Here is a 25,030-nt window from a genome sequence, read left to right as displayed (position 1 = left end):
GGTGGAATAGCGGCCCGGCGTCGCCAGGCCGCTGCGTTACGACGTCAGAATGTCTGCCAGTTATGGTCGCGGTTCTTGCTGCCGCCCTTGTCGCCGAGGGCCGGCAGCGCTGCGGCGGGCGCAGCGGTCGCCAGCGCCGGACGAAGTTGCGGGGCGCCTGAACTGTCAGGCAGTTGGAACACCGCCACCGCCGAGGTTAACTGGCGGGCCTGATCCTCCAGTGATGCCGACGCCGCGGCGGATTCCTGCACCAGTGCGGCGTTTTGCTGGGTGACGCCGTCCATTTCCGTGACCGCCTGGGCTATCTGGCTGATGCCGCGTTCCTGTTCAATCGAAGCGGAAGCGATTTCCCCTATCAGGTCAGTCACCTGGGTGACGGCGCGAATAATATCGTGGATGGTTTCCCCGGTACTGGCGACTTGGTCGGAACCGGTGTTGATGCGGATGACCGATTCGGAAATCAACCCCTCAATCTCTTTGGCGGCTTGGGCGCTGCGCTGCGCCAGGTTGCGCACTTCGCCTGCCACTACCGCGAACCCCCGGCCCTGCTCGCCGGCGCGGGCGGCTTCCACCGCAGCGTTCAGCGCCAGAATGTTGGTCTGAAAGGCGATGCTGTTGATGACGCTGGTGATATCGGCGATTTTGCGTGAGCTTTGGGTGATGTTGTTCATCGTCGTGACGACATTATCCACCAGTTCGCCGCCGTTCTTCGCCATGTGCGAGGCATCCTGCGCCCGTTTGTTGGCCTGGGAAACGTTGTCGGCGTTTTGTTTCACGGTGGCGCCCAACTGTTCCATGCTGGCGGCGGTCTGTTCCAGTGCGGAGGCTTGTTGCTCGGTGCGGGCAGAGAGATCGTTGTTGCCGACGCTGATTTCGCCCGCGCCCTGATAGATGGCGTGAGCGCTGTCGCGGATCAGGCTGACGGTACGAATCAGGCTCTCTTGCATGTCGCGCAGGTAAGGGATGAGCTGGCCGATATCGTTACGGCCCAGATCGCTGATGGCGTGATGGAGCTGGCCATCGGCAAGCGTTTTAAAATGGTTACGGATATGGCGCAACGGCATAAGCAGGCAGGCCACCAGATAGCGGTCAGTGAGAAACAGGATCACCACGCCCAGCACCAATGCGCCGATCAGCGCCTGCTTGCAAGTCGCGATCATGGCTTCGATATTTTGGTCATTGCGCTGGTTTTGCTGTTCCAACTGCTGCAGGTACTGCTCGCTGGCTTTGCTGAATGCGATGCTGATGGGGGGAAGGCTGGTGCGGGTAAATGCCCTGAACTGTTCGAGATCCCCTTTGTTTAGCAGGTCGATCATTTTGGCGATCTCGACATGGATATGATCCCAATGATCCAGAATGCCTTGTAATACCTCTTTGGAGATGCCGGTATGAGACGACGCGGTGAACGTTTTCAGATCATGAATACTGAGGTTGATGGTATCTGATGCGGATTGCACCAGCTTTTTGGCATTATCGTTGTCACCGATCTGAAAGAGATCGGCGGCCATAAATAACCTGACCGAGGTACGAAAATACGCTTCGGTGCCGTGGCTCATGGTTTCAGCATTTCTCTGCTGTGTCTGATTAAGTTGCAATAATGCATTAACGTGATTCAGGGAGGAGAGTTCCAGCCAGGAAATAGCACACCAAAGTAATAAAAAAATAGACAGTATCGCGAGCATTGCCTTGCGGATGGTTATATTTCTAATGAGTTTCATAAGGTTATTCCTGCTTTATTGTTATTGACTCTTTTCTGGGATATGAAGAAAAAGTTTTTTAATGTTGTCTCTTTGGTAATAAAAATATCGACATCCTCCGTGATGAATACAACAAGAATATATCGGCATGGTTTACTTCTTCATCATTACTTTTTTATTTCAACGAGGGAATAACAGTGGGTATTTATTGGGTTAAGCAATAAATGAAATGACAATCCGATAAACCCGTACCTCAACTCATTCGCGTGATAATCGGCAAGCAAGTGAGCGGATCCCGATGCGCGGGGCGATGGCCTAACCGATCACCGGCATAGCCAAAACCTGCGCGTGTTTGCCGCCGTGTGGCGGCCGGCGACGTGTCGCGCCGTAGCCTGTGTCCGCTCAAATTATTTGGGGTATCGATTGCTGCACAGGCATACTGTCGAACGATGTCTTGCCGGGAGAGAACTATGACAGTCGCGGATCCTTCAACCACCATTCGTTTCCTGATGGCGTCACGCCAATGTGAACTGAACAGTTTGCGGGGGTTGCTGCAGAGCGGCGAGCTGGTCGGACGTATCAGCCAATTGGTGCATATGCTGCAACGTGAACGCGGTACCACCAATCTTTTTTTGTGCTCCGGCGGGCGCCTGTGCGCCGATGAGCTGTCGCTGCGCGAACAGGACGTCACTCAGGCGCAGGCGCAATTTATGGCGCAGGTGGGGGTATTGGAACAACGCGCGGCCAGCCTGCCGCAGGCCAGCAGATTGTTCAGCCGCACCGCGAGTGTTTTGTACTCTCTCGGCTTGTTGCCGGGGTTGCGTCAGCAAATTCGCCAGCACAATCTGCCGCAGCCGGACGCGATGGCGGCGTTCAGCGAAGCGATCCGCCATTTGCTGACGCTGGTGTTCGAGGTGTCGGATACCGCAGCGGAGCCGGTGATTGCCCGGGCGTTGATCGCCATGTTCAGCTTTATGCAGGGTAAGGAGCTGGCGGGGCAGGAGCGGGCGCTGGGGGCGGCCGCCTTCGCCGCCGGCGGTTTTTCACCGACGGAACAGCAAACGTTGCTGGATCTGATCGAGCGGCAGGAGCGTTGTTTCGATACCTTCGTCAGCTTTGCGGATGACGACAACCGCGCCGCCTGGCAGGCGTTGGTGACGGATCGTGAGTTTGAGCGCCTGCGTCGGCTGGCCTGCACTCGTCTGCCGGGGAATATGCCGCCGGACGGCAGTCTGCATTGGTTTGCGCTGGCAACGACCCGTATTGATGCCATGAAGCAGATTGAGGACAACCTGGAACAGGCGCTGATGCGTCTGTGTCGGGAGCGTATCGCGGCGGCGGAACAGGCTTGCCTCGACCAGCAGGCGGATGTATCCGGCCTGCTGCCGACGCCGGACGGCGATGATCACGGCTATTCGGTGTTTATCGCCGCGCCCGATATGGCGGAGGCGGGCGCCGGCTGGCTGGATAGCGACGGCGTGCGGCCGCAGCTGGGGCGTTCGCTGTTGTCGCTGGTGCAGCAACAGGCGCGGCGTTTGCAGTCGTTGGATAATGAACTGGCGGAGATGCGTGCCACGCTTAGCGAGCGCAAACAAATCGATCGTGCCAAAGGGTTGCTGATGCAGCATCGCGGCCTGAGCGAAGAAGAGGCGTATAACACCTTGCGGCGTATGGCGATGAACCAGAATAAGAAGCTGGTGGAGATCGCCGCCGCCATGTTGGCGGTCGCCGATGTGCTGGGGGATCCCGATTGAGGGGGGGTAAGAATGCAACGGCCACCTGTGTCGCTTTCTGAAAACACCGGAGTAAGACCAGCCGCATTGTTATCACACGGGCATTCGGGCGCCCGGTGGATGTACCTAAAGGCGTAAAACACCGCTCTTATGATCGCGCTACATCCATGAGCGCCAGCCTAAGGTGATATTCAATAAAGTCTGCCTTAAGGCGGCTATAAATATGGCTATTGCGGTTACTGGTGAGTATTGCGGCACGTTTTATTTCAGCGTATTGCTCTGCGGCTTTAGGGTTTTTTCTCAGATAGTCACGAAATGCCAGATGTTTGATAATTTGCTTATCGCCAACGACGAAAGCATGCACCTGATGACTACGCTGATCCCCACCTTTGGTGAAATATCGGCGATGGGGGATCCCATTTTCACCACGAGCGGTATACCCAATACATTCCATGACCGCGTTAAATTGATCCAACGCATCGAGACTTTCTACTTCCAGCAATATATCTATCACGGGTTTTGCTGCCAAACCTGGCACTGACGTGCTGCTAATGTGGTGGATGCGCGAAACGACCTTGCCAATAGTTTGCTGCAACCGCGCACGCTCGGCCGTGAAAACATCAGGCCATTGCGTGTCGTAATCAACCACTGTCACTATCCGCATTGTATTTTCACCCTTTTTTTATAATGGTTTGCCCATCATAAACCGGCACGTTTTCCCGAACCATCGACAGAGCCATTATGGCGATCAACGAGGGGAAATAGTCACCACGCCCAGCGGTCAGCGTTAGTGATGTTCTACCGCAGATAATCGCCAGCATGGAGTGGGCGCATGCAATGTAAATAACCGGCGGTTGATTGGCGACGGGGAATGGCTTGCGTAGCCATTCCCCGTATTGGGAGGCTCAACCTGGTCTATTTCGTCCCAGAATGACTGGCGGCGGATATGGCGTTCCAAATGAATTTGCCTGTATCCGGGCGGTAAATATCACTATGGGCATTGCCGCCAGTATTGGGCTGGTTGAAACGGATCAGGCGCGAGGCGTCAATATAGGTAATCGGGCTGTTGAGCGCAGTAACGGGTTTGGCTGTGCCGCACTGTCCCGCGGCATCGACGATGTCGCCATTCGCGCATGCTGTCTTGCAGGATAGGCGGTCGTTCTTGTTGTCGTCGCAAGTGCGTTGGTAAACGAAGGCATTACCGATCATCTCGACCCACAGTGATGAGGCCACGGCGGAATCATAGCGGCTGGCGGTCATGACGATATGTTTTGCCGCAGCGCAGTCATTGTATTGAATCTTTTCGACGCTGCCGCTAAGAAACCGGCGGAGTGACACCGCCGGTTCAAGCCCGATAAACAGATCGACCACCGGGCTGCCCTGAGTGCGTACCGGCGATGCGGGAACACGGAATTGAGGCCCCTGACAGACCGCCATGGAGACGGCTCTGGCGCCAAAACTGTGGCCGATGGCGATCAGCGGTATCGCCTCGGGACGGTTCTGGCCGCGTTGATTGATGGCGCCGTGTACGGTATCCACAATACTCCCCAGCCAACTGGCGCCTATTTCATCCGCGTCATCCGCTTTGTTGGGATAGCTGGCAAGACGAACCGCGACGTCAAACCAGTTTTCGTCCCAGTAACTTGACCAGGTCACACCGACGAATAATGGATTAAAGGGTTGATTCTGCTGGCGAGCGACGGCATCAAGATGGGACATGATGCTGTTGAAATTCCGTATGGCTTCGATTTGCGGCGTATTCCATCCCATGACGATGACGATAGCGTGAGTATAAGGACGGCCCGACCGGTTGTGTTCATCGATACTGGCGAGCAAGGCGGTCTTAAGCGCCTGTAATCCTGCTCTGGAACCCTCAAACGCCTGGTGGGGGGGAACCTTGTGGTTGATGGGGGAAGCGTCGCTGGCTTGTGCCGGCGGGCAGAAAGAGAATAACGGACTGGCGGCTCTTTCGTCGGATGCTACGCCGCGGGGGAATAAGGGCGACGGATTGTATACCGAGTAAACGGCACAGTTTTCCCGGCCATACGGCAGTCCACGGTCATGAATGATGTGCGAGATATAATGTGTTTTGTAATCCTTATCCAGACGGCGAATCACCCGGGACATCCCCTCCTGCGGCTGGGGGCGGTAATTGTCGTCGCCGGCGCCGATAAGGGTGCGGGGCGATTTATCCAGGCCGACGATAAACCCGTCGAAACTCAACGCCACCGACTCCGGATTATAAAGCACGTCATGATAAATACCGTTGTCGCCTAATACGCCGCCGCGAGTATGCAGGGTACTTTCGTCTGCCGAATAGTAATGAATATCTTTGTTACTGCATCCCAGTAACAACAGGGCGAGCATGAGAATAATGGCTGGGCGATTTTTTATTTTCATCACGGGAACCTCTTGCTGTGTATTGAGAATGGTGTGTTGATTTTTTAATTATGGGAAAAGCGTTTTATTTTTATAAAATAAAAAGATGAGATGTGAAATATAAAGCTATCCGTTTTAATCCGGGGAAATATATCAAACAGTGATATCTAAATAGTGCATTCGCCATGCGGTATGTCGGCGGCCTTTATTTGCCCCCGCTGCCTGGCTATCTGAACATTCGGGAAATCACGCGCTGGCCATTTCCCAACGGCCGGCATGATTTAGCGGATAGATAAAACAGGGCGATCTGCGCTTTCAAGTTTAGAAAGCGGTTGCTCTTCTGGCAATATCAGGCGATAGCGCGCGGGTATTGACGTTGCAGAGCGGATCGCAACTCAGCCTGCCGTCCCGGTGCTGTAGATATCCTGGCGGACAAACGTCCAGGCATAATCCTGACGGTTAACCGGCTCGTAGCCCACTTTCTGGTACAGCCACGGCGCGGTAGAGGTCAGCAGCAACTGACGGCGCAGGCGCTGCAATCGCGGGTGGTTGACCGTGCACTCCACCAGACCACCCACCAGAACAACGCCGACAACAACGCCGACAACAACGATAACGTCCACCCTTGTCTCACACAGCATCACCTGTCATGCCAGTAGCAAAAGCAACGCCACCTGCGTCCACGCGAATAAAACGCTTACCCACCTGATGTATTGACCTTCCCTGATATTGACGCAATGAAATATGACGAATAGCCGGTCTGACGCGTTCCTGACGTCCAGCATGGTCAGATCCGCTGTTCTGGAAAATGAAAAGTATCGACCGGCGAATGACTGATGGCAAAGCGGGTTAGCCGCCTCTGCTGCTCATCGTCAATCTGTTTTATGTATACGGTATGAGCCCGTTGACTAAGGCCGGTAAAAACTTAGGCCTGACACAGCGTCTGAATTAACGTCCATATTGCGGTTGCCGCAGTGGAGAGCGAATGATTACGACGGCGTACCAACTGCAATCGCCGGTTCTCGATTGGCCATAACTGACGTACGGCCAGACCAGAGCATTCAAGGGAAGATAACGCCAGTTGCGGGATGACCGAAACCCCGATACCCGACTGTAAAATGCGAAATATTGTAGTGACATGCCCAAGTTCCTGAATGACATGCGGCGTGACGCCATGACGAATTAATGCATTGTCGATTAAGGGGCGGCTACCTGAGGCATAGTCAAGTAACACCATTTCTTGATTCTGCAGATCATGCCATGTCACCTGTTTCAGACGTGCAATCTGGTGGTTCTCAGGCAATACCAGACAAAATGGTTCCTCCATAAATGTCTCCGTGTACAGGTCGGACGGTACGGAGGGTTCGATAATCACGCCAAAATCAACTTCGCCGTTCAATACCATCTGCATCGCCTGCTGCTGTACCCGATCATGAATAATCAGATTGACCTGCGGATAATTCTCCGCAATCTGCGCGATGCAGTCAGGCATGATCCCTGCCGAAATCGTCGGACTGGTCGCGACGTGAACTAACCCACGTCGTCGCTCCGCCCGGCTTTGAGTGTTACACAGCGTCGTTTCCAGTTCACCCAGCACACGACGAAGTGCCTCAGACAACTCAGCCCCCTCTTGCGTCAACAACACCTCCCGGGTCGTACGTTCAAATAACCGGATCCCCAACTCATTTTCCAAGTCACCGATACTGTGACTCATCGCAGATTGTGTCAGGGACATCATGTTGCCTGCACGGCTAAAGCCATGATGCTCGGCAACGGCTAAAAAAATGCGTAACTGTCTTAACGATATATTTGAAATATTCATGATTTAAAGTCATCGATAGATTAAAAAAAACATTTCCACAACCAGCGGCTTGTGGTTATTAATAAATACCAGAAAAAGAACGAAGCGCAATTTTATTATGATGACGACAAATTCGTTATCATAATGGATGCAAATACCGGCACGAAATTATTAAAGAGACGGCGTTCAATGCAAACAAAAAACAATGAGTTATTAACTGGTAACAATAATGCTTCATCTTGCTTTATCGTCGATAACATTGAATAGCGCAGATGGCCTATTCATGATGAGTGGTATAAGCATTTTATTAATCATTCTCGACTTTAATACCATCACCCACTGTATTTAGAAAATACATTGTAATTTACATCGCCATCATGTTTCGCCGGTAACTAGGAGAAATAATTAAAAATCGAATCAATTAGCCGAGTGAACAGTAACCCATCCGACACATAAATTGTCATCGTGTAAAGTCATATCATAGGAACACGTAAGAAATGGAGGCAAGCAAGACAATAAATACACCTGCAAATAAAAGAAATCATAAACAGATAGATCAAGTAAACATGTTGTGAATAAGTGGCCATGGTGATGGCCACATTATTCCCTTCCTGTTTCGCTCAACTCTTATTTTCAGATTCTCTAAATCAGGAGAGTGTATTATGAGTGAATTAATCACTATGCAAAAGCGAACGGATAAGGACATACTCGGTTTCAACCGATGGTGGCTTTTTGTATTAGCCTTTCTGGCGATGTCGGTTATTAGCCCTTATGAATATGCCTGGTCGGTAATTGCACCGCACTTTGCAAAAACATATGGCTGGGAGCCGACAAAAATATCGCTCATGTTCAGCATGTTCGTTATTTTCCAGGCCTTCGGCACCCTGCCAGGCGGCATCTTTCGGGACAAGTTTGGGCCGAAAATAGTGTCCGTCGTGGCGGGGATTTTTTCAGGCATCGGCCTGCTGGTATGCGCATTCGGGCAGACGCTGTCGTATAACATCGTGCTCACCGTCTGGTGTATCGGCTGTTTTTTCTGCGGATTTGTCTACAACGCGGCAATCACCACCTGCAACAAGTGGTTCCCTGACTACAGGAACATCACCATCGGTCTTGTTTCTGCGGCGTTCTCCTGGGGAGCATTGCCTTTTATTTTCCCTATTCGAAATATTCCGGAAGATGCCCCGGACAGTGTCTTTTTCAATGTGATTTTTATTATGGCAGCGGTTATCTCCGGTGTGATTATTATTACCGGTTTGCTTATGAAAGACCCGCCGAAAGGCTGGAGTCATGTCACATCCTCATCTGCAAAAAAACATGCCGTAGCAAAACGCCCTTGTGAAAAACAATACAGTATGGGAGAAGCAATGCATACCTGGCAGTTCTGGGTGTTAATTGCTTCTTTCGTTTTAGTCTCTGCATCCGGTTTAACGTTTATCTCAAATAGCATTAAATTTGCGTCTGCGTTTCATTTCAGTCTGACGGCTGGCACCGTCATCACCGTTGGAATGGCAATCACCAGCGGCCTTAGCCGGGTGGTCGGTGGCTGGATTGCAGATAAAATCGGCATCGATAAAACCATGACTATCTTTTATATCCTGTGCGGCGTGTTTTCTCTCGTGGCGTTATTTTTCGCTAAAGCCAATAGCGCAACAGGTTTTATCAGTAGTTGTATTATCTCGATATTCTTCTGGGGGGCATTATATTCACTGTTTGCGTCAATCGTGGGTTATTACTACGGTGAAGTCGCTTCCGGCTCCAACTACGGCATGCTGTATGCCTCCGCGAAGGGAATAGGCGGAATTTATGGTGGCGTACTCTCCGCCTATTTAATTACCACCTATGGTCACCCCTTCACCATTATTGCGTCCTCCATTATGGCGTTACTTTCCGGGATCATTCTTATTCCTCTTTGGAAACATCCTCCCGTCTGGAAAGAAACGGATGGAATGCTAATAACCACCACGCACTAACAACGCAAATCTATTACAGAAATTCATGATATTGGAAATGAAAAGCGAGGTTTTATGTCTGCTATTACCGAAATCGATACTGCCAATGCGGCAGCATCAGAAAAAACAACACTGATTGATGGCTTTCACCTTTTTCTGGAGGCGCTCAAACTCAACGATATCGATACCCTTTTCGGCTTACCCGGTATCCCGATTACCGACCTGTTGCGCATGGCCCAGGCAGAAGGGCTGCGGGTGATTTCGTTCCGTCATGAGCAGCATGCCGGTAACGCGGCGGCGGCGGCCGGTTTTCTTACCGGTAAACCCGGTATTTGTATGACGGTGTCCGCACCGGGCTTTCTGAACGGCCTGACCGCGCTGGCTAACGCGACAACCAACTGTTTCCCGATGATCCTGATCAGCGGTTCCAGCGAGCGTGAAATCGTCGACTTACAGCAAGGCGATTACGAAGAAATGGATCAACTGGCTATCGCTAAACCGCTGTGCAAGGCCGCCTTTCGCGTATTGCGAGCCGAAGACATCGGCGTTGGTATCGCCCGCGCCATTCGTGCCGCCGTCTCTGGACGCCCCGGCGGGGTTTATCTGGATTTGCCGGCTAAACTGTTCTCGCAAACCCTACCACAGGATGCCGGACGCCAGTCACTCATCAAGGTTGTCGACCCGGCCCCTCGCCAGCTCCCGGCCCCGGATTCGGTTGCCCGTGCGCTTACGTTGCTCAAAAACGCCAGAAAACCGCTGATTCTGCTGGGCAAAGGGGCGGCCTACGCCCGTGCCGATGCCGAGATTCGCACCCTGGTCGAAAAAACCGGTATTCCCTACCTGCCGATGTCGATGGCTAAAGGCTTGCTGCCGGATACGCATGAATTGTCAGCCGCCGCCACACGCTCCTACGTTTTGAAAGAAGCGGATGTGGTGGTGCTGATCGGCGCTCGTCTGAACTGGTTGCTCTCACACGGTAAAGGCAAAACCTGGGGGCAGGAAAACGGGCCGAAGAAATTTATCCAGATCGATATCGCGCCGACTGAAATCGACAGCAATGTCGCCATTGATGCACCGCTTATCGGTGATATCGGTTCTTGCGTCACTGCGTTGCTAAACGGCATCGGCAATGACTGGGCCAAGCCGTCGAATGACTGGACCGGCGTTATCGCCGAACGCAGAGCCAAAAACATCAACAAGATGGCCGACATGTTGGCCGCCCGTCCATCACCGATGAATTTCCATAGTGCATTAAGCGTGGTGAAAGCGGTCGTGAAGGATAACCCGGAAGCGATTGTCGTCAGCGAAGGGGCCAACACGCTGGATTTTGGCCGCAGCATCGTCGACATGTACCTGCCGCGCAAACGTCTGGATGTCGGCACCTGGGGGGTGATGGGTATCGGCATGGGCTTTGCCGTCGCTGGCGCGGTGGTCACGGGCAAACCCGTCATCGCCATTGAGGGCGATTCCGCCTTCGGTTTCAGCGGCATGGAAGTGGAAACGATCTGCCGTTACCACCTGCCCGTCTGCATTGTGGTGTTCAACAACAACGGCATCTACAAAGGGACCGACACCAATGCCGCGGGCGGCACGGACATGGCGCCCACCGTGTTCGTCAAAGACGCACGCTACGAAATGATGATGCAGGCGTTTGGCGGCGTCGGCGTGCATGTCACCACCACGGATGAACTGCATCGCGCCATGAATGAAGCCATTGCCTCCGGTAAGCCAACCCTGATCAACGCGGTTATCGACGAGACGGTCGGCACCGAAAGTGGCCGCATTACCAACCTGAACCCAACCAAAGCCATCAAAAAATAATCGCTTTGGTCATTCATACACAAAATGGAGATAATTCTATGAATAACAACAAAGATTTGCCGTTGGCTGGCGTCAAAATCATCGATTTCACCCACGTACAGGCAGGCCCGGCATGTACACAAATGCTGGCGTGGTTCGGCGCAGACGTGATCAAAATCGAACGTCCGGGTTCAGGCGACATCACCCGTAACCAATTACGCGACATCCCGGATGCGGACGCCCTGTATTTCACCATGCTCAACAGCAATAAGCGCTCACTCACACTGGATACCAAAAAGCCCGAGGGCAAGGAAGTGCTGACCCGGCTGATCAAAGAATGTGACGTGATGGTGGAAAACTTCGGCCCCGGCGCGCTGGATCGCATGGGGTTTACCTGGGAGCACATTCAGGAACTGAACCCCCGCATGATCCTTGCCTCTGTCAAAGGCTTCAGCGAAGGCCACCACTACGAACACCTGCGAGCCTATGAAAACGTGGCGCAATGCGCCGGTGGGGCGGCTTCAACCACCGGCTGGTGGAAGGGAGAGAATGCCGTGCCGACCATTTCGGCCGCCGCGTTAGGCGACAGCAATACCGGTATGCATTTAGCCATCGGTATTCTGACTGCCTATATCGGTCGCCAGAAAACCGGCAAAGGGCAGAAAGTCGCCTGCGCCATGCAGGACGCCGTGCTCAACCTCTGCCGCGTCAAAATGCGCGATCAACTGCGTTTGGACAAAGTCGGCTATCTGGAAGAGTACCCGCAGTATCCGCATGAACCGTTCTCCGATGTGGTACCGCGCGGCGGGAATGCCGGCGGCGGCGGCCAGCCCGGCTGGATCCTCAAGTGCAAAGGCTGGGAGACCGACCCCAATGCCTACATCTACTTCACGGTACAGGATCTGGTCTGGACGCCGATTTGCGATGCGATAGAGCGCCCTGAATGGCGGGAAGACCCGGCGTTTACCACCCCGAAGGCGCGCCAGCCGCACATCATGGATATTTTCGGCGCCATTGAAAGTTTCATTCTGAGGACCGGTAAAACAAATTCGACGCGGTGGAATACTTCGGTAAGTTCGGCATCCCTTGTGCGCCGGTGATGTCGATGAAGGAACTGCTGCACGACGAATCGCTGCGTAAAAGCGGTTCCATCGTCGAAGTGCCGCACAAAGTGCGCGGAAGCTACTGGACCGTCGGCTGCCCGATCAAGTTCTCGACTCTCAAACCTGAGATTACCGCCTCGCCGCTGCTCGGCGAGCATACCGACGACGTGCTGGCGGAACTGGGCTACTCGACAGAGCAGATTGCGCTCATTCACACAGCTAAAGCGGTGTAAGCACGATGGCGCTCACGCTACAGCAGTTCCTCTCAGCGGTGGGTGATGCCGTGATTATTTGCGATGCCGACGGCATCATCACCGCCTGGAACCCCGCAGCCGAACGTCTGTTCGGCTTCACCCAGGGCGAGGCGCTGGGCGCCTCGCTCGACATCATCATTCCCGAGCGGCAACGCCAGCGGCACTGGTCTGGCTACCACCAGACCCTGCACAGCGGCACCACCCGATACGGCACCTCGTTACTTAACGTACCGGCCCTGACGCGTGACGGCGGCACGATTTCCATCGCCTTCACCGTGGCCTTGCTGCCTGGGGAGGCGGGGCAGCCAGCCTCCATCGCCGCCATCATCCGTGACGACACGACACGCTTCAACGAAGAACGCACGCTGCGCAAGCGTCTGGCTGAGGCAGAACAGCAAGCAAAGCGACCGACATAAACCGCCCTAAAAAGTCGACTGACGACACGCCCTGACCGTCGCCTCTGACGCTCAGGGCAAACAGACCGAGGAAGGATGAAGCGCGGTGAATCGCGTCGAGGTGAATGAGAGTCGAGGAGAATTATCATGAGCAAGGCATTAGACGGGATCAGAATTATCGATTTTACCCATGTTCAGTCTGGCCCAAGCTGTACCCAGCTACTCGCCTGGATGGGCGCAGACGTTATCAAGATCGAACGTGTCGGCGAGGGTGACGCGACACGCAAGCAATTACGCGACATTCCCGGCGTGGACAGCTTGTATTTTACGATGCTGAACCACAACAAACGCGCCGTCACCCTCAACACCAAAACACCCGAAGGCCTGCAGGTACTGGATAGCCTGATCAGGCGTTGTGACGTACTGGTTGAGAACTTTGCACCCGGCGCGCTGGATCGCATGGGACTGACCTGGGAGCACATCCACGCCACCAATCCACGCCTGATCCTCGCCTCGGTCAAGGGCTTCGGGCCAGGTCGTTACGAGGACTGCAAATCTTACGAGAATGTCGCCCAATGTGCCGGCGGCGCGGCGTCAACCACCGGCTTCAACGATGGCCCGCCGATGGTTACCGGCGCGCAGATCGGCGATTCAGGCTCAGGCTTGCACCTGGCGCTGGGTATTGTCTCCGCGCTTTTCCAGCGTCATACCACGGGGCGCGGACAAAAAGTCTCGGTGTCGATGCAAGACGCCGTGCTCAATCTATGCCGGGTCAAACTGCGTGACCAGCAACGGCTGGAACGCACCGGCGTATTGGATGAATATCCGCCATTCCCGCATAGCGACGCGGTGCCGCGCGCAGGCAATGCGTCGGGTGGCGGCCAGCCGGGTTCTATCCTCAAATGCAAAGGGTGGGAAACCGACCACAACGCCTACCTCTATTTCATCGCTCAGGCGGCGGTCTGGCCGGCGATATGCAACCTGATCGGCGAACAAAACTGGATCGAGGACGAACGTTTCAACACCCCCGCCGCCCGCCTGCCAAGACTCAACGCCATCTTCCAGCGCATCGAACAGTGGACGATGACCAAGAGCAAATTCGAGGTGATGGAAATTCTCAACCATTACGACATCCCCTGCGGCCCGGTGCTTTCAATGAAAGAGATCGCCAGAGACGATGCCCTGCGCGCCAGCGGCACCATCGTCGAGGTTGATCATCCAATGCGCGGCAGGTACACCACTGTTGGCATGCCGATAAAAATGTCCGACAGCCCGGTGGATATCACCCGATCCCCTCTGCACGGCGAACATACCGACGAGGTTCTGCGTGAACTGGGCTATGACAGCACAGCCGTGACGGCCCTGCGCGACAAGAACGTCATTTGATGGCCTGATACCGCTTACCGACGCTGACGGGTGAATGCCGGTGACATGACATCCCGTCTGTCACCATGTACCGGCACCTCCCCAGCGTCGGGGGGCATGGCAACGGAATGCTCAGCCGGTATGCAATCCATTCAGTAAACAAGCCATTCAGTAAACAAGCCATTCAGTAAACAAGCCAGTCGGTACACAGCTCTAATGGCGTCACGGCGTCAACAGTGAACGTGCGCTGAGGCGCGACCCGTTACGCATTGCTCGTTTTTTCATCGAGATACGTAAACGTTACCTCGATTACCGACAAAAAATCCATGTGATACTGGACGGAGCGGGTTATCACCGAACCCAGTTGATTAAGGGTTGGGCTTTATGCACATAAAGCGTGCGTGATCTGCCTGACGACGGTGCAGGTGCCGTGAACGTATCTGCAGTGGATGTGCTGCCTGTCCATGCGGTTGCCTGCGGTGTTCGAGTTCTGCCCAACCCCCTATTTCTATTGATATTCATCACATTTTTTCATTTCTATGCCGAGTCTTTCATCGCATTGCCGCGGTGTGCAGCACGGTAAAACGCAGAGTTTTTTACTCTGGCACAGCTCTTGCTATATCCCTGCTAACAATTTATCGCGGTTTTTCCCCGCTAATGGCGGCGCGGGAGGAACCTTCGGGCAAAGGCGTCCATAAGCATGCGGATTTCGCATGTCTTGTGGGCGCCTTTTTTATTTTTCGCCGCGGCAGTGGCGTAATGGCTGAGGTGTCGTCAATGAGTGATTCCCAATCCCCCAAAACCTTTTCCCGTCGTCAGTTTCTGGCGGGCAGCGCCGTAGTAGGCGGAACGCTGTTACTACCGGGGGTGATGAACCACGCCTGGGCGGCGGGTTCTGATGCGCCGGAAAAGAAAGAAGTCCGGGTGGGCTTTATTCCGCTCACCGATTGCGCTTCCGTGGTGATGGCGGCGGTAAAAGGATTCGACAAAAAATACGGCATCACCCTTGTCCCCAGCAAAGAGGCCAGCTGGGCGGCGGTGCGGGACAAACTGGTTTCCGGCGAACTGGACGCCGCCCACGTACTCTACGGCCTGGTGTATGGCTTACAGGTCGGCGCGGGCGGCCCGCAACACAACATGGCTTCGCTGATGACCATCAACAACAACGGGCAGGGCATCACGCTGGCCAACACGTTGCGCGAAGCCGGCGTAACGGATGGCGCCAGCCTGAAAAAATACATCGCCGCCAGCCCGGCGGGCACCTATACCTTCGCCCAGACGTTTCCCACCGGCACTCACGCCATGTGGCTCTATTACTGGCTGGGCGCCGCCGGCATCAATCCGTTTGACGACGTGCGCACGGTGGTGGTGCCGCCGCCGCAGATGGTCACCAACATGAAGATCGGCAACATGAGCGGTTACTGCGTGGGCGAACCCTGGAACCAGCGCGCCATCATCGAAGGGTTGGGATTCACCGCCGCCACCTCGCAGGACATCTGGCCGGATCATCCGGAAAAAATTCTCGGCACCACCGCCGACTGGGTCAACGCCAACCCTAATACCGCCCGCGCGCTCACCGCCGCGGTGCTGGAGGCGTCGCGCTGGATCGATGCCTCCGACGATAACCGGCGGGAAACCGCCCGCGTCATCGCCGGCCGCGCCTATGTCAACACCCAGGAAGAGGCCATCGTCGGCCGCATGCTCGGCCAGTACGACAACGGCGCCGGGCGGGTCTGGCAGGATGCGCACGCCATGCAGTTTTACCGCGGCGGCGAGGTGAACTACCCCTGGTTGTCCGACGGCATGTGGTTCCTGACCCAGTTCAAGCGTTGGGGGCTGGCGGCGCAGGAGCCGGATTATCTGGCGGTGGCGCGTCAGGTCAACCGTAGCGATATCTACCGGCAGGCTGCCAGCGCGGTGGGCAATGTGCCGCTGCCCGGCAGCGACATGCGCAGCAGCGTACTGATCGACGGCAAGCGCTGGGACGGCAGCGATCCCGCCGGATATGCCAACAGTTTTAGCGTGAAAAAATAACGGAGCACGACGATGAAAATGCAGACCAATGTCATCCCTCTTACGCCGGAGCCAGACGCGCCGGTCGTCAGCGCGGAGATCGTCTCTCTGCCGGAAAATGCGGCCAACACGGTCGACGTCACACCGGTAGCGCCGGCGGTTGCGCCGTGGTCGCGTCTCACTCGCCTACTGAGCCTGGTTTTACCGGGCATGCTGGGGCTGTTGCTGCTGTTGGGCGTCTGGCAGTTGGCGGCGTTGAACAGCAAAGGCTTTCCCACGCCGTGGCAGACCTGGCAGGCGGCATTGACCCTGTTCGCCGATCCGTTTTACGTCGCCGGCCCGAATGATCAGGGTATCGGCTGGAACGTGCTGGCGTCGATTCGGCGCGTCGCGGTCGGCTTCGGTCTGGCGGCGCTGGTGGGTATTCCCGCCGGTTTTCTGATCGGCCGTTTCCGGTTTATGGCGGCGATGTTCAACCCGCTGATTGCGCTGCTGCGCCCGGTCAGCCCGCTGGCCTGGCTGCCGATCGGGCTGCTGCTGTTCCAGCGCGCCGAACCGGCGTCCAGCTGGACCATTTTCATCTGCTCCATTTGGCCGATGATCCTGAATACCGCCGAGGGGGTACGCCGTATCCCGCAGGATTACCTCAATGTGGCGCGGGTGTTGCGCCTGTCTGAATTCACCATCATGTACAAAATTTTGCTGCCGGCGGTGTTGCCGAGCGTATTGACCGGCGTGCGTCTGTCCATCGGCATCGCCTGGCTGGTGATCGTGGCGGCCGAAATGTTGACCGGCGGCGTCGGCATCGGCTTCTGGATCTGGAACGAGTGGAACAACCTCAATGTGCCTAACATCATCATCGCCATCTTCATCATCGGCGTGGTGGGGCTGCTGCTGGAACAGGGGCTGATGCTGCTGGCCCGCCGCTTCAGTTATGAAAACCGTTAAGGAGATCACCATGCGCCAACAACCGATTATCCGCATTCAGCAGGTCAGCCAGCGCTTTACCACCGCCAGCGGGCCGTTTCTGGCGCTGGATAACGTCAGTTTTGATATCCATACCGGCGAAACCCTGAGCCTCATCGGCCACTCCGGTTGCGGCAAGTCCACGTTGCTGAACCTGATCGCCGGGCTGACGCTACCGAGCAGCGGCGGCCTGCTGTGCGACAACCGCGAAATCGTCGGCCCCGGCCCGGAGCGGGCGGTGGTGTTCCAGAACCATTCGCTGTTGCCGTGGCTCACCACCTACGACAACGTGGCGCTGGCGGTGCGGCAGGTGTTCCGCGGCCAGATGAGCAAGGCGGAGATGCATGAATGGATCGTGCACAACCTGGAGCTGGTGCATATGGGGCACGCGCTCGACAAACGCCCGCACGAGATTTCCGGCGGGATGAAACAGCGGGTGGGCATCGCCCGCGCGCTGGCGATGAAGCCCAAAGTGCTGCTGATGGACGAGCCGTTCGGCGCGCTGGATGCGCTGACCCGCGCCCATTTGCAGGATGCGGTGATGGAGATCCAGCAGCGGCTGAACACCACCATCGTCCTGATTACCCACGACGTGGACGAAGCGGTGCTGCTGTCCGACCGGGTGCTGATGATGACCAACGGCCCGGCGGCGACGGTCGGTGAAATCATGACGGTGGATCTGGCGCGACCGCGCTCGCGCGTGGCGCTGGCGGATGAGCCTCGCTATCACCAGTACCGTCAGCAGGTGCTGCATTTCCTTTACGAGAAGCAGCCGCACGCGGCATAGGGTCAGGAGGCGGCATGAGCATTCGTCTGGTGATTATCGGCAACGGCATGGCCAGCGCCCGTCTGGTGCGGCGTTTAGCGGAGCTGGCGCCCCGGATCTACCACGTTGTGGTTATCGACAGTGAGCCGCGCGCCAGTTATAACCGCGTACTGCTCTCCCCGGTACTTGGCGGGGAAAAAACGTTCGCCGATACCGTGCTGGCATCGCCTTCGCCAGCGCTGCGGGTGGACTACCTGACCGGCGAGAAAGTGCTGCGCATCGATCGTTGCGCCCGCGAACTGACGACAGAACGTCGTCGCCTGCGCTACGACCATCTGGTGATCGCCACCGGTTCACGACCTTTCATGCCGCCGCTGCCGGGCATCGATCTGCCGGGCGTGCTGGGCTTTCGCACGCTGGATGATGTGGAACAGATGCTGACGGCGGTACGTCAGGGGCGCCCCGTGGCGGTGATCGGCGGCGGCCTGCTGGGGATCGAGGCCGCGGCGGCGTTGCGTCAGCGCGGCGCCGACGTCACCTTGCTGCATCGTCATCCGCACCTGATGGAGCGCCAGTTGGACGGCGCCGCCAGCGCGTTGTTGCAGGAGAACCTCGCGGCGCGCGGGATCCGCTGTCTGACCGGCGTACAGGTTTCGGCACTGGCGGGAACCGCGCAGGTGGACGCGGTCGTGTTGGCGCAGGGAGAGCGCGTTTCAGCCGGTCTGGTGGTGATCGCCACGGGGGTGCAACCCGTGGTTGAGCTGGCGCGGGACGCCGGTTTGCCGTGTGGTCGCGGCATTCTGGCGGATGGCCAGCTGCGCACGGTGGATGACGCCGTCAGCGCGCTGGGGGAGTGCAGTGAAGTGAACGGCGGAAACCGTTGGTCTGGTGGCGCCCTGTCTGGCGCAGGCGCAGGTATTGGCGCACCGGCTGGCAGGACAGCCGATCGCCGACTATGTGCCGACGCCGTTGGCGACCCGTCTCAAAGTGAGCGGGGTGGATGTGGTCAGCGCCGGTACGCTGGAGCCGCAGGCCGCCGATCGTCAATACACCCTTTCCGACCCGCTTAGCGGTCACTACCGCCGACTGATTTTCCGCGATGGCCGCCTGTGCGGCGCATTGCTGTATGGCTATGTCGGCGATAGCGCGTCGTTGTTGTCGGCCATGGAGTCCGACAACGTTCCGGTTCCCGCCTCGTTGCTGCTGGCAAGCCCTTTTTCTGATGAACAGCCTGAAGCTGTAAGGACGTCTGTGATGAACAAACCCGTATTGGTGGTGATTGGACACGGTATGGTCGGACACCATTTTCTTGAGCAACTGGTGGAACGCAACCTGCACCGGGATTACCACATTGTGGTGTTTGGCGAAGAACGCCACCCCGCGTATGACCGGGTTCATCTGTCGGAATATTTTGCCGGACGCAGCGCCGCATCGCTGTCGATGGTCAGCGCCGGATTTTTCGAGCAGCACGACATTGAACTGCGCACCGGTTGCGCCGTAGCGGCGATTGATCGGCAGCGCCGCTGCGTGCGTGACGCCGCCGGTCGTGAGACCGCCTACGATCGGCTGGTGCTGGCGACCGGTTCTTATCCGTTCGTCCCGCCGATTGACGGCAGCGATCATCCCGGCTGTCTGGTTTATCGCACGCTGGATGATCTCGACGCCATCGCCGCGCAGGCGCGTGAAGCCCGTAGCGGCGTGGTGATCGGCGGCGGCCTGCTGGGGCTGGAAGCCGCCAACGCGCTGCGTCAGCTCGGGCTGGAAACCCATGTGGTGGAATTCGCGCCGCGCCTGATGGCGGTACAGCTGGACGACGGCGGCGCGGCATTGCTGAAGCGCAAGATTGAAGCACTGGGCGTGCGGGTGCACACCGGCAAAGAAACCCGCGCGATACAGACCGGGGAACAGGCTCGCTATCGGCTGGCGTTTGCCGACGGCAGCCAGCTTGAAACGGACATGGTGTTGTTCTCCGCCGGTATTCGGCCGCAGGATCGGCTGGCGCGTGACGCCGGGTTGACGCTTGGCCCGCGCGGCGGCGTGTTGATTGACGATCGCTGTTGCAGCTCCGACGCGGATATTTTCGCCATCGGCGAGTGCGCGCTGTGGCAGGGGCAGATCTTCGGCCTGGTGGCGCCGGGCTATCAGATGGCGCGTGTCGTGGCGGATGGGCTGGCGGGCCGGACGAGCGCGTTTACCGGCGCGGACATGAGCACCAAGCTCAAGCTACTGGGGGTGGAGGTGGCGTCCATCGGCGACGCCCACGGCGCGACGCCGGACAGCCAGAGTTACCAGTGGAACGACGGCCCGCGGGAGGTTTACAAGAAAATCATCGTCTCGGCGGACGGGAAACGGCTGCTGGGGGCGGTTCTGGTGGGCGACAGCAGTGATTACAGCACCCTGTTGCAGATGAAACTCAACGATATGCCGTTGCCCGCGCAGCCGGCGTCGCTGATCCTGCCGGCGCTGGACGGCGCGGCGCCGAAAGCGCTCGGGGTAGCGGCGTTGCCGGACAGCGCCCAAATCTGCTCCTGCCATAACGTCACCAAGGCGGATATCTGCGCCGCGGTGGACGCGGGTTGCACCGATCTGGCGTCGTTAAAAGCCTGTACCAAGGCGGGCACCGGCTGCGGCGGTTGTGTGCCGCTGCTCAAGCAAGTGATGGAGTACCAGCTTGCGCAATCCGGTATTGAAGTGAAAAAGGATGTCTGCGAGCACTTCGCCTATTCGCGACAGGAACTGTATCACCTGATCCGCGTGCACCAGATTCGCAGTTTTGACCAATTGCTGGCTCGATTCGGGCAGGGGTTGGGCTGTGAAATCTGTAAGCCGCTGGCGGGCTCCATGCTGGCATCCTGCTGGAACGATTATGTGCTCAGCCCGGATCATCTGCCGTTGCAGGACACCAACGATCGCTTCCTGGCCAATATTCAAAAAGACGGTACCTATTCGGTGGTGCCGCGCGTGCCCGGCGGCGAAATCACCCCGCAGGGGTTGATCGCCATCGGTGAGGTGGCGCAGCGCTATCAGCTTTACACCAAGATCACCGGCGGGCAACGTGTCGATTTGTTCGGCGCACGGCTGGAACAGCTGCCGGATATCTGGCAGACGCTGATCGACGCCGGGTTTGAAACCGGCCACGCCTACGGCAAGTCGTTGCGCACGGTGAAATCCTGCGTCGGCTCGACCTGGTGCCGCTACGGCGTGCAGGATTCCACCACGCTGGCGATTGCGCTGGAGCACCGCTACAAAGGCCTGCGCTCGCCGCACAAAATTAAAATGGCGGTTTCCGGCTGTACCCGCGAGTGCGCGGAAGCGCAGGGCAAGGATATCGGCGTCATCGCCACCGACAAGGGCTGGAATCTGTACGTGTGCGGCAACGGCGGCATGAAACCGCGTCATGCCGACCTGTTCGCCAGCGATCTGGATACCGCCATGCTGATCCGGCTAATCGACCGGGTGCTGATGTTCTATATCCGCACCGGCGACCGGCTGCAACGCACCAGTACCTGGCTGGATAATCTGGAAGGCGGCATCGACTACCTGCGGGCGGTGATCATCGACGATAGCCTCGGTATCGCGTCGGAGCTGGAAAGCGAGATGCAGCAGGTGGTCGACAGCTATCAGTGCGAATGGCGCACCACCGTGACGCAACCGGATCGTCGGGCGCTGTTTCGCGCCTTTCTCAACAGCGATACGCCGGACGAATCGGTGGTCATGGTCTCGGAGCGGCATCAGCCGCGTCCCGCCACCGCAGAGGAAAAAACCGTATCGGCGATGCCGCAGGATGTCCCTGCCGCCAGTTGGCTGCGGGTCGGGCGCCTGAGCGATATCCCGGCGCACACCGGCATGGCGGTACGTGTCGGCGGGCATCAGGTTGCCGTATTCCATGTGCCGGGACAGGATGCCAGGCTGTTTGCGCTGGATAATCTGGAGCCGGCCAGTCGCGCCAATGTGCTGGCGCGCGGTATCGTCGGCGACACTGCGGGCGAACCGGTGGTGATTTCGCCGCTGTACAAACAGCGTTTTCGCTTACGTGACGGCGTCAGCCCGGATGATGACCGCCTGGCGGTGCAGGTGTGGCCGGTACGCCTTGAACAGGATGACATCTGGGTAGCGAGCCAGCCGCTGGGCGTGACCGTGCTGGCGGAGGCATTATGAGCGGCTGCCGCACCACCTGCCCGTATTGCGGCGTCGGTTGCGGGGTGATCGCCGATCGGCAAGCGGACGGCCGTGTCGCCATCACCGGCGATCCGGAACATCCGGCCAACCGGGGGCGTTTGTGCGTCAAAGGGGCGGCGCTGGGGGAGACGCTGGATCTACAGGGCCGGCTGTTGTGGCCGATGGTGGGCGGGCGGCGCGTCAGTTGGGAACAGGCTCTGGACGGCGTCGCCGCACGCCTTGGCGCCGTCATCGCCGAACATGGGCCGCAGTCGGTGGCGTTTTACGGATCCGGCCAACTGCTGACCGAGGATTACTATGTCGCCAATAAACTGATGAAGGGGTTTATCGGCAGCGCCAACATGGACACCAATTCTCGGCTGTGCATGGCGTCTGCGGTGGTGGGGTACAAACGGGCGTTCGGCGAAGACGTGGTGCCGTGCAGTTATGAGGATATCGAACTGGCGGATTTGGTGGTGCTGGTCGGCGCTAATGCCGCCTGGGCCCACCCGGTGGTCTATCAACGGCTGGCGCAGGCAAAACAACGCCGGCCCGAGATGCGGGTGGTGGTCATCGACCCGAGACGTACCGCCACCTGCGATGTGGCGGATCTGCATCTGCCGCTGCGTCCCGGCAGCGATGCCGGGTTGTTCAACGGGTTGCTGCGCTATCTGGCGCAGCAAGGCGCGCCGGGTGGCGAGCACTTATCCGGCGTAGCCGACGCGCTACAGGCGGCGCAACAGTGGACGCCCGCGCAGGTGGCGGAGTTTTGCCAGCTCGACGAGCGCCTGGTGACGCAATTCTTTCACTGGTTCGCCGCCACGGCGCGGACGGTGACGCTGTACTCACAGGGCATCAACCAGTCTTCGTCCGGCAGCGACAAGTGCAATGCCATCATCAACGCGCACCTGCTCAGCGGCAACATCGGCGCGCCCGGTTGCGGGCCGTTTTCGATTACCGGTCAGCCGAATGCCATGGGCGGCCGCGAGGTCGGCGGGTTGGCGAATCAACTGGCGGCGCATATGGGATTCAGCCCGGAAGAGGTGGATCGCGTCGGCCGCTTCTGGGGCAGCGAACGGGTAGCGAGCCAACCGGGTTTGCTGGCGGTGGATCTGTTCCGGGCGGTGGAGGAAGGGCAGGTTAAAGCTATCTGGATCATGGGCACTAACCCGGTAGTGTCGATGCCGGACGCGGATCGGGTGCGGCAGGCGTTGCGGTGCTGCCCGCTGGTGATCGTCTCCGACGTGATGCTGCATACCGATACGGCGGACTGCGCCGATGTGCTGCTGCCGGCGCTGGCGTGGGGCGAAAAAGACGGCACGGTGACTAACTCTGAGCGGCGTATCTCCCGGCAGCGCGCTTTTTTGCCCGCGCCGGGAGAGGCCCGCGCCGACTGGTGGATCCTCTCGCAAGTCGCGCAGCGGATGGGGTTCGGCGCCGCCTTCGATTACCGCCATCCGGCGCAGATTTTCCGCGAACACGCGGCGCTGTCCGGGTTTGAGAATGACGGGCAGCGCGCCTTTAACATCCGTGCGCTGGCGACGCTGAGCGACGCGCAGTGGCAACAACTGGCGCCGGTACAGTGGCCGGTGGTCGAGACACCGCAGATGGGTACCGCACGGTTGTATACCGACGGCCGTTGCTGGCACCCGGACGGCAAGGCGCGGCTGCTGCCGGTGACGCCGCAGTTGCCGCGCCATCAGCCTAACGCCGCCTATCCGCTGGTGCTCAATACCGGGCGTATCCGCGATCAGTGGCACACCATGACGCGCACCGGCAAAGCATCCCGGTTAATGCAACACACGCCGGAGCCTTACTGCGAGCTGCATCCGCAGGAGGCGCAACGCTATGGCATTCAACCCGGCGATCTGGTGCGTATCAGCGCCGAAAGCGGCTGGATGCTGGTCAGGGCGCAGATTCAGCCGGGACAACGGCCGGGCAGTTTGTTTGTGCCGATGCACTGGAACCGGCAGTTCAGCCAGCAGGCGCGGGCGGATTGCCTGATCCCCGCCGTGACCGATCCGCATTCCGGCCAACCGGAGAGCAAGCAGGCGCGGGTTCGGTTGCAGCGCTGGCCCGCCGCCTGGCAGGGGGAGCTGTTTTTGCGCGGCGAGATGCCGCCGCCTGACAGTCATTACTGGAGTCGGTTGACGGCCGACGGGCTGACGCACTATGTGCTGGCCGGGCTTTATGCGCCGGACGATTGGCTGGCGTGGCTGACGCAGCAGTATGCGCTGGACGGCGTCACCTTCCAGCAGGCGCAGGGCGATGGGCTATTCCACGCGGTGGGCTGGCGTCAGCAACAGCCGATGGCGGCGCTGTATGTGCGCGACGGGCAAGTTCAACTGGATCGCGAGGCGGTGTATGCCGCCTTCGCGCATCCGCCGCAAACGGCGCAGCAGCGTCTGGCGTTGTTGGCGGGGCGTTCAGCGCAAGGGGTGTCGGACGGGCGGACGATATGCAGCTGTTTCGCCGTGGGCGAGCAGCGTATTGCCGAGGCGATTCGTCAGGGGTGTTGCAGCGTGGCGCAGTTGGGCGAACGGCTGCAATGCGGCACCAACTGCGGTTCCTGTATTCCTGAACTCAAGTCGTTACTGCAACGCCAGTCTGCATCGACAGCGCAGCGGCGGGCCGGATAACACCCACCA

Annotated in this window: 13 protein-coding genes and 4 pseudogenes; 12 read left to right on the top strand and 5 right to left on the bottom strand. The window is 57.9% G+C overall.

Annotated features, from left to right (window positions below; translation table 11 throughout):
- Positions 1 to 44: 44 nt before the first annotated feature.
- A complete protein-coding gene (locus DPA2511_RS12900; RefSeq protein WP_015854192.1) occupies positions 45 to 1,718 on the bottom strand; it encodes a methyl-accepting chemotaxis protein in 1,674 nt (557 codons plus the stop codon).
- Positions 1,719 to 2,167: 449 nt separating this feature from the next.
- On the opposite strand from DPA2511_RS12900, the gene DPA2511_RS12895 reads away from it, so the two are divergent.
- Positions 2,168 to 3,451 (top strand): nitrate regulatory protein, encoded by a 1,284-nt coding sequence (locus DPA2511_RS12895; RefSeq protein WP_015854191.1) that lies wholly within the window; start codon positions 2,168 to 2,170, stop codon positions 3,449 to 3,451.
- Positions 3,452 to 3,578: 127 nt separating this feature from the next.
- On the opposite strand, the gene DPA2511_RS12890 is transcribed toward DPA2511_RS12895, so the two are convergent.
- From DPA2511_RS12890 to DPA2511_RS12870, 4 genes and pseudogenes are all read right to left on the bottom strand, one after another.
- Positions 3,579 to 4,094, bottom strand: a complete 516-nt coding sequence (locus DPA2511_RS12890; protein WP_015854190.1) for a GrpB family protein — start codon at positions 4,092 to 4,094, stop codon at positions 3,579 to 3,581.
- A 251-nt stretch (positions 4,095 to 4,345) separates the two neighbouring features.
- Complete coding sequence (locus DPA2511_RS12885; protein WP_015854189.1) at positions 4,346 to 5,830, bottom strand: hypothetical protein; 1,485 nt, start codon at positions 5,828 to 5,830, stop codon at positions 4,346 to 4,348.
- Between the two features lie 374 nt (positions 5,831 to 6,204).
- Positions 6,205 to 6,378 (bottom strand): annotated as a pseudogene (locus tag DPA2511_RS21750) (GNAT family N-acetyltransferase); the annotation flags it as partial.
- A 356-nt stretch (positions 6,379 to 6,734) separates the two neighbouring features.
- Positions 6,735 to 7,631: a LysR family transcriptional regulator gene (locus DPA2511_RS12870; RefSeq protein ID WP_015854188.1), complete on the bottom strand. Its 897-nt coding sequence runs from the start codon at positions 7,629 to 7,631 to the stop codon at positions 6,735 to 6,737.
- Positions 7,632 to 8,272: 641 nt separating this feature from the next.
- Here DPA2511_RS12870 and DPA2511_RS12865 point away from each other — a divergent pair.
- The 11 genes and pseudogenes from DPA2511_RS12865 to DPA2511_RS12815 all read left to right on the top strand — a co-directional run bounded on the left by DPA2511_RS12865 (position 8,273) and on the right by DPA2511_RS12815 (position 25,021).
- Positions 8,273 to 9,583: an OFA family MFS transporter gene (locus DPA2511_RS12865; protein WP_015854187.1), complete on the top strand. Its 1,311-nt coding sequence runs from the start codon at positions 8,273 to 8,275 to the stop codon at positions 9,581 to 9,583.
- A gap of 54 nt (positions 9,584 to 9,637) precedes the next feature.
- Positions 9,638 to 11,383 (top strand): oxalyl-CoA decarboxylase, encoded by a 1,746-nt coding sequence (gene oxc, locus DPA2511_RS12860; protein WP_015854186.1) that lies wholly within the window; start codon positions 9,638 to 9,640, stop codon positions 11,381 to 11,383.
- Positions 11,384 to 11,421: 38 nt separating this feature from the next.
- Positions 11,422 to 12,698, top strand: a pseudogene (gene frc, locus DPA2511_RS21745) (formyl-CoA transferase).
- A gap of 5 nt (positions 12,699 to 12,703) precedes the next feature.
- On the top strand, positions 12,704 to 13,135 hold the full coding sequence (locus tag DPA2511_RS12850) for a PAS sensor domain-containing protein (protein WP_015854184.1): 432 nt from the start codon (positions 12,704 to 12,706) through the stop codon (positions 13,133 to 13,135).
- Positions 13,136 to 13,261: 126 nt separating this feature from the next.
- Positions 13,262 to 14,500: a formyl-CoA transferase gene (frc, locus tag DPA2511_RS12845; RefSeq protein WP_015854183.1), complete on the top strand. Its 1,239-nt coding sequence runs from the start codon at positions 13,262 to 13,264 to the stop codon at positions 14,498 to 14,500.
- 247 nt (positions 14,501 to 14,747) lie between these two features.
- A pseudogene (locus DPA2511_RS23515) lies at positions 14,748 to 14,861 on the top strand (IS630 family transposase); the annotation flags it as partial.
- 395 nt (positions 14,862 to 15,256) lie between these two features.
- Positions 15,257 to 16,513 (top strand): CmpA/NrtA family ABC transporter substrate-binding protein, encoded by a 1,257-nt coding sequence (locus DPA2511_RS12840; protein ID WP_015854182.1) that lies wholly within the window; start codon positions 15,257 to 15,259, stop codon positions 16,511 to 16,513.
- Positions 16,514 to 16,525: 12 nt separating this feature from the next.
- The gene (gene ntrB, locus DPA2511_RS12835; protein ID WP_015854181.1) at positions 16,526 to 17,440 is read left to right on the top strand and encodes a nitrate ABC transporter permease; all 915 of its coding nucleotides are present in this window, start codon (positions 16,526 to 16,528) and stop codon (positions 17,438 to 17,440) included.
- Positions 17,441 to 17,450: 10 nt separating this feature from the next.
- Positions 17,451 to 18,245 carry an ABC transporter ATP-binding protein gene (locus DPA2511_RS12830; protein ID WP_015854180.1) on the top strand — a complete coding sequence of 265 codons (795 nt, stop codon included), beginning with the start codon at positions 17,451 to 17,453 and terminating at the stop codon, positions 18,243 to 18,245.
- Positions 18,246 to 18,259: 14 nt separating this feature from the next.
- Positions 18,260 to 22,382: pseudogene (gene nirB, locus DPA2511_RS12820) on the top strand (nitrite reductase large subunit NirB).
- Positions 22,379 to 25,021 carry a nitrate reductase gene (locus DPA2511_RS12815; RefSeq protein ID WP_015854178.1) on the top strand — a complete coding sequence of 881 codons (2,643 nt, stop codon included), beginning with the start codon at positions 22,379 to 22,381 and terminating at the stop codon, positions 25,019 to 25,021. The pseudogene nirB and the gene DPA2511_RS12815 overlap by 4 nt, the downstream one beginning before the upstream one ends.
- Positions 25,022 to 25,030 lie beyond the last annotated feature (9 nt).

Source organism: Musicola paradisiaca NCPPB 2511, assembly GCF_000400505.1.
GTDB lineage: Bacteria > Pseudomonadota > Gammaproteobacteria > Enterobacterales > Enterobacteriaceae > Musicola > Musicola paradisiaca.
This window is presented reverse-complemented; position numbering and strand designations above follow the sequence as displayed.

Excerpts from the sequence above, each read along its gene's own strand:
- DPA2511_RS12900 (WP_015854192.1), bottom strand. The coding sequence starts at position 1,718 with ATGAAACTCATTAGAAATATAACCATCCGCAAGGCAATGCTCGCGATA.
- DPA2511_RS12895 (WP_015854191.1), top strand. The coding sequence starts at position 2,168 with ATGACAGTCGCGGATCCTTCAACCACCATTCGTTTCCTGATGGCGTCA.
- DPA2511_RS12890 (WP_015854190.1), bottom strand. The coding sequence starts at position 4,094 with ATGCGGATAGTGACAGTGGTTGATTACGACACGCAATGGCCTGATGTT.
- DPA2511_RS12885 (WP_015854189.1), bottom strand. The coding sequence starts at position 5,830 with ATGAAAATAAAAAATCGCCCAGCCATTATTCTCATGCTCGCCCTGTTG.
- DPA2511_RS12870 (WP_015854188.1), bottom strand. The coding sequence starts at position 7,631 with ATGAATATTTCAAATATATCGTTAAGACAGTTACGCATTTTTTTAGCC.
- DPA2511_RS12865 (WP_015854187.1), top strand. The coding sequence starts at position 8,273 with ATGAGTGAATTAATCACTATGCAAAAGCGAACGGATAAGGACATACTC.
- oxc (WP_015854186.1), top strand. The coding sequence starts at position 9,638 with ATGTCTGCTATTACCGAAATCGATACTGCCAATGCGGCAGCATCAGAA.
- DPA2511_RS12850 (WP_015854184.1), top strand. The coding sequence starts at position 12,704 with ATGGCGCTCACGCTACAGCAGTTCCTCTCAGCGGTGGGTGATGCCGTG.
- frc (WP_015854183.1), top strand. The coding sequence starts at position 13,262 with ATGAGCAAGGCATTAGACGGGATCAGAATTATCGATTTTACCCATGTT.
- DPA2511_RS12840 (WP_015854182.1), top strand. The coding sequence starts at position 15,257 with ATGAGTGATTCCCAATCCCCCAAAACCTTTTCCCGTCGTCAGTTTCTG.
- ntrB (WP_015854181.1), top strand. The coding sequence starts at position 16,526 with ATGAAAATGCAGACCAATGTCATCCCTCTTACGCCGGAGCCAGACGCG.
- DPA2511_RS12830 (WP_015854180.1), top strand. The coding sequence starts at position 17,451 with ATGCGCCAACAACCGATTATCCGCATTCAGCAGGTCAGCCAGCGCTTT.
- DPA2511_RS12815 (WP_015854178.1), top strand. The coding sequence starts at position 22,379 with ATGAGCGGCTGCCGCACCACCTGCCCGTATTGCGGCGTCGGTTGCGGG.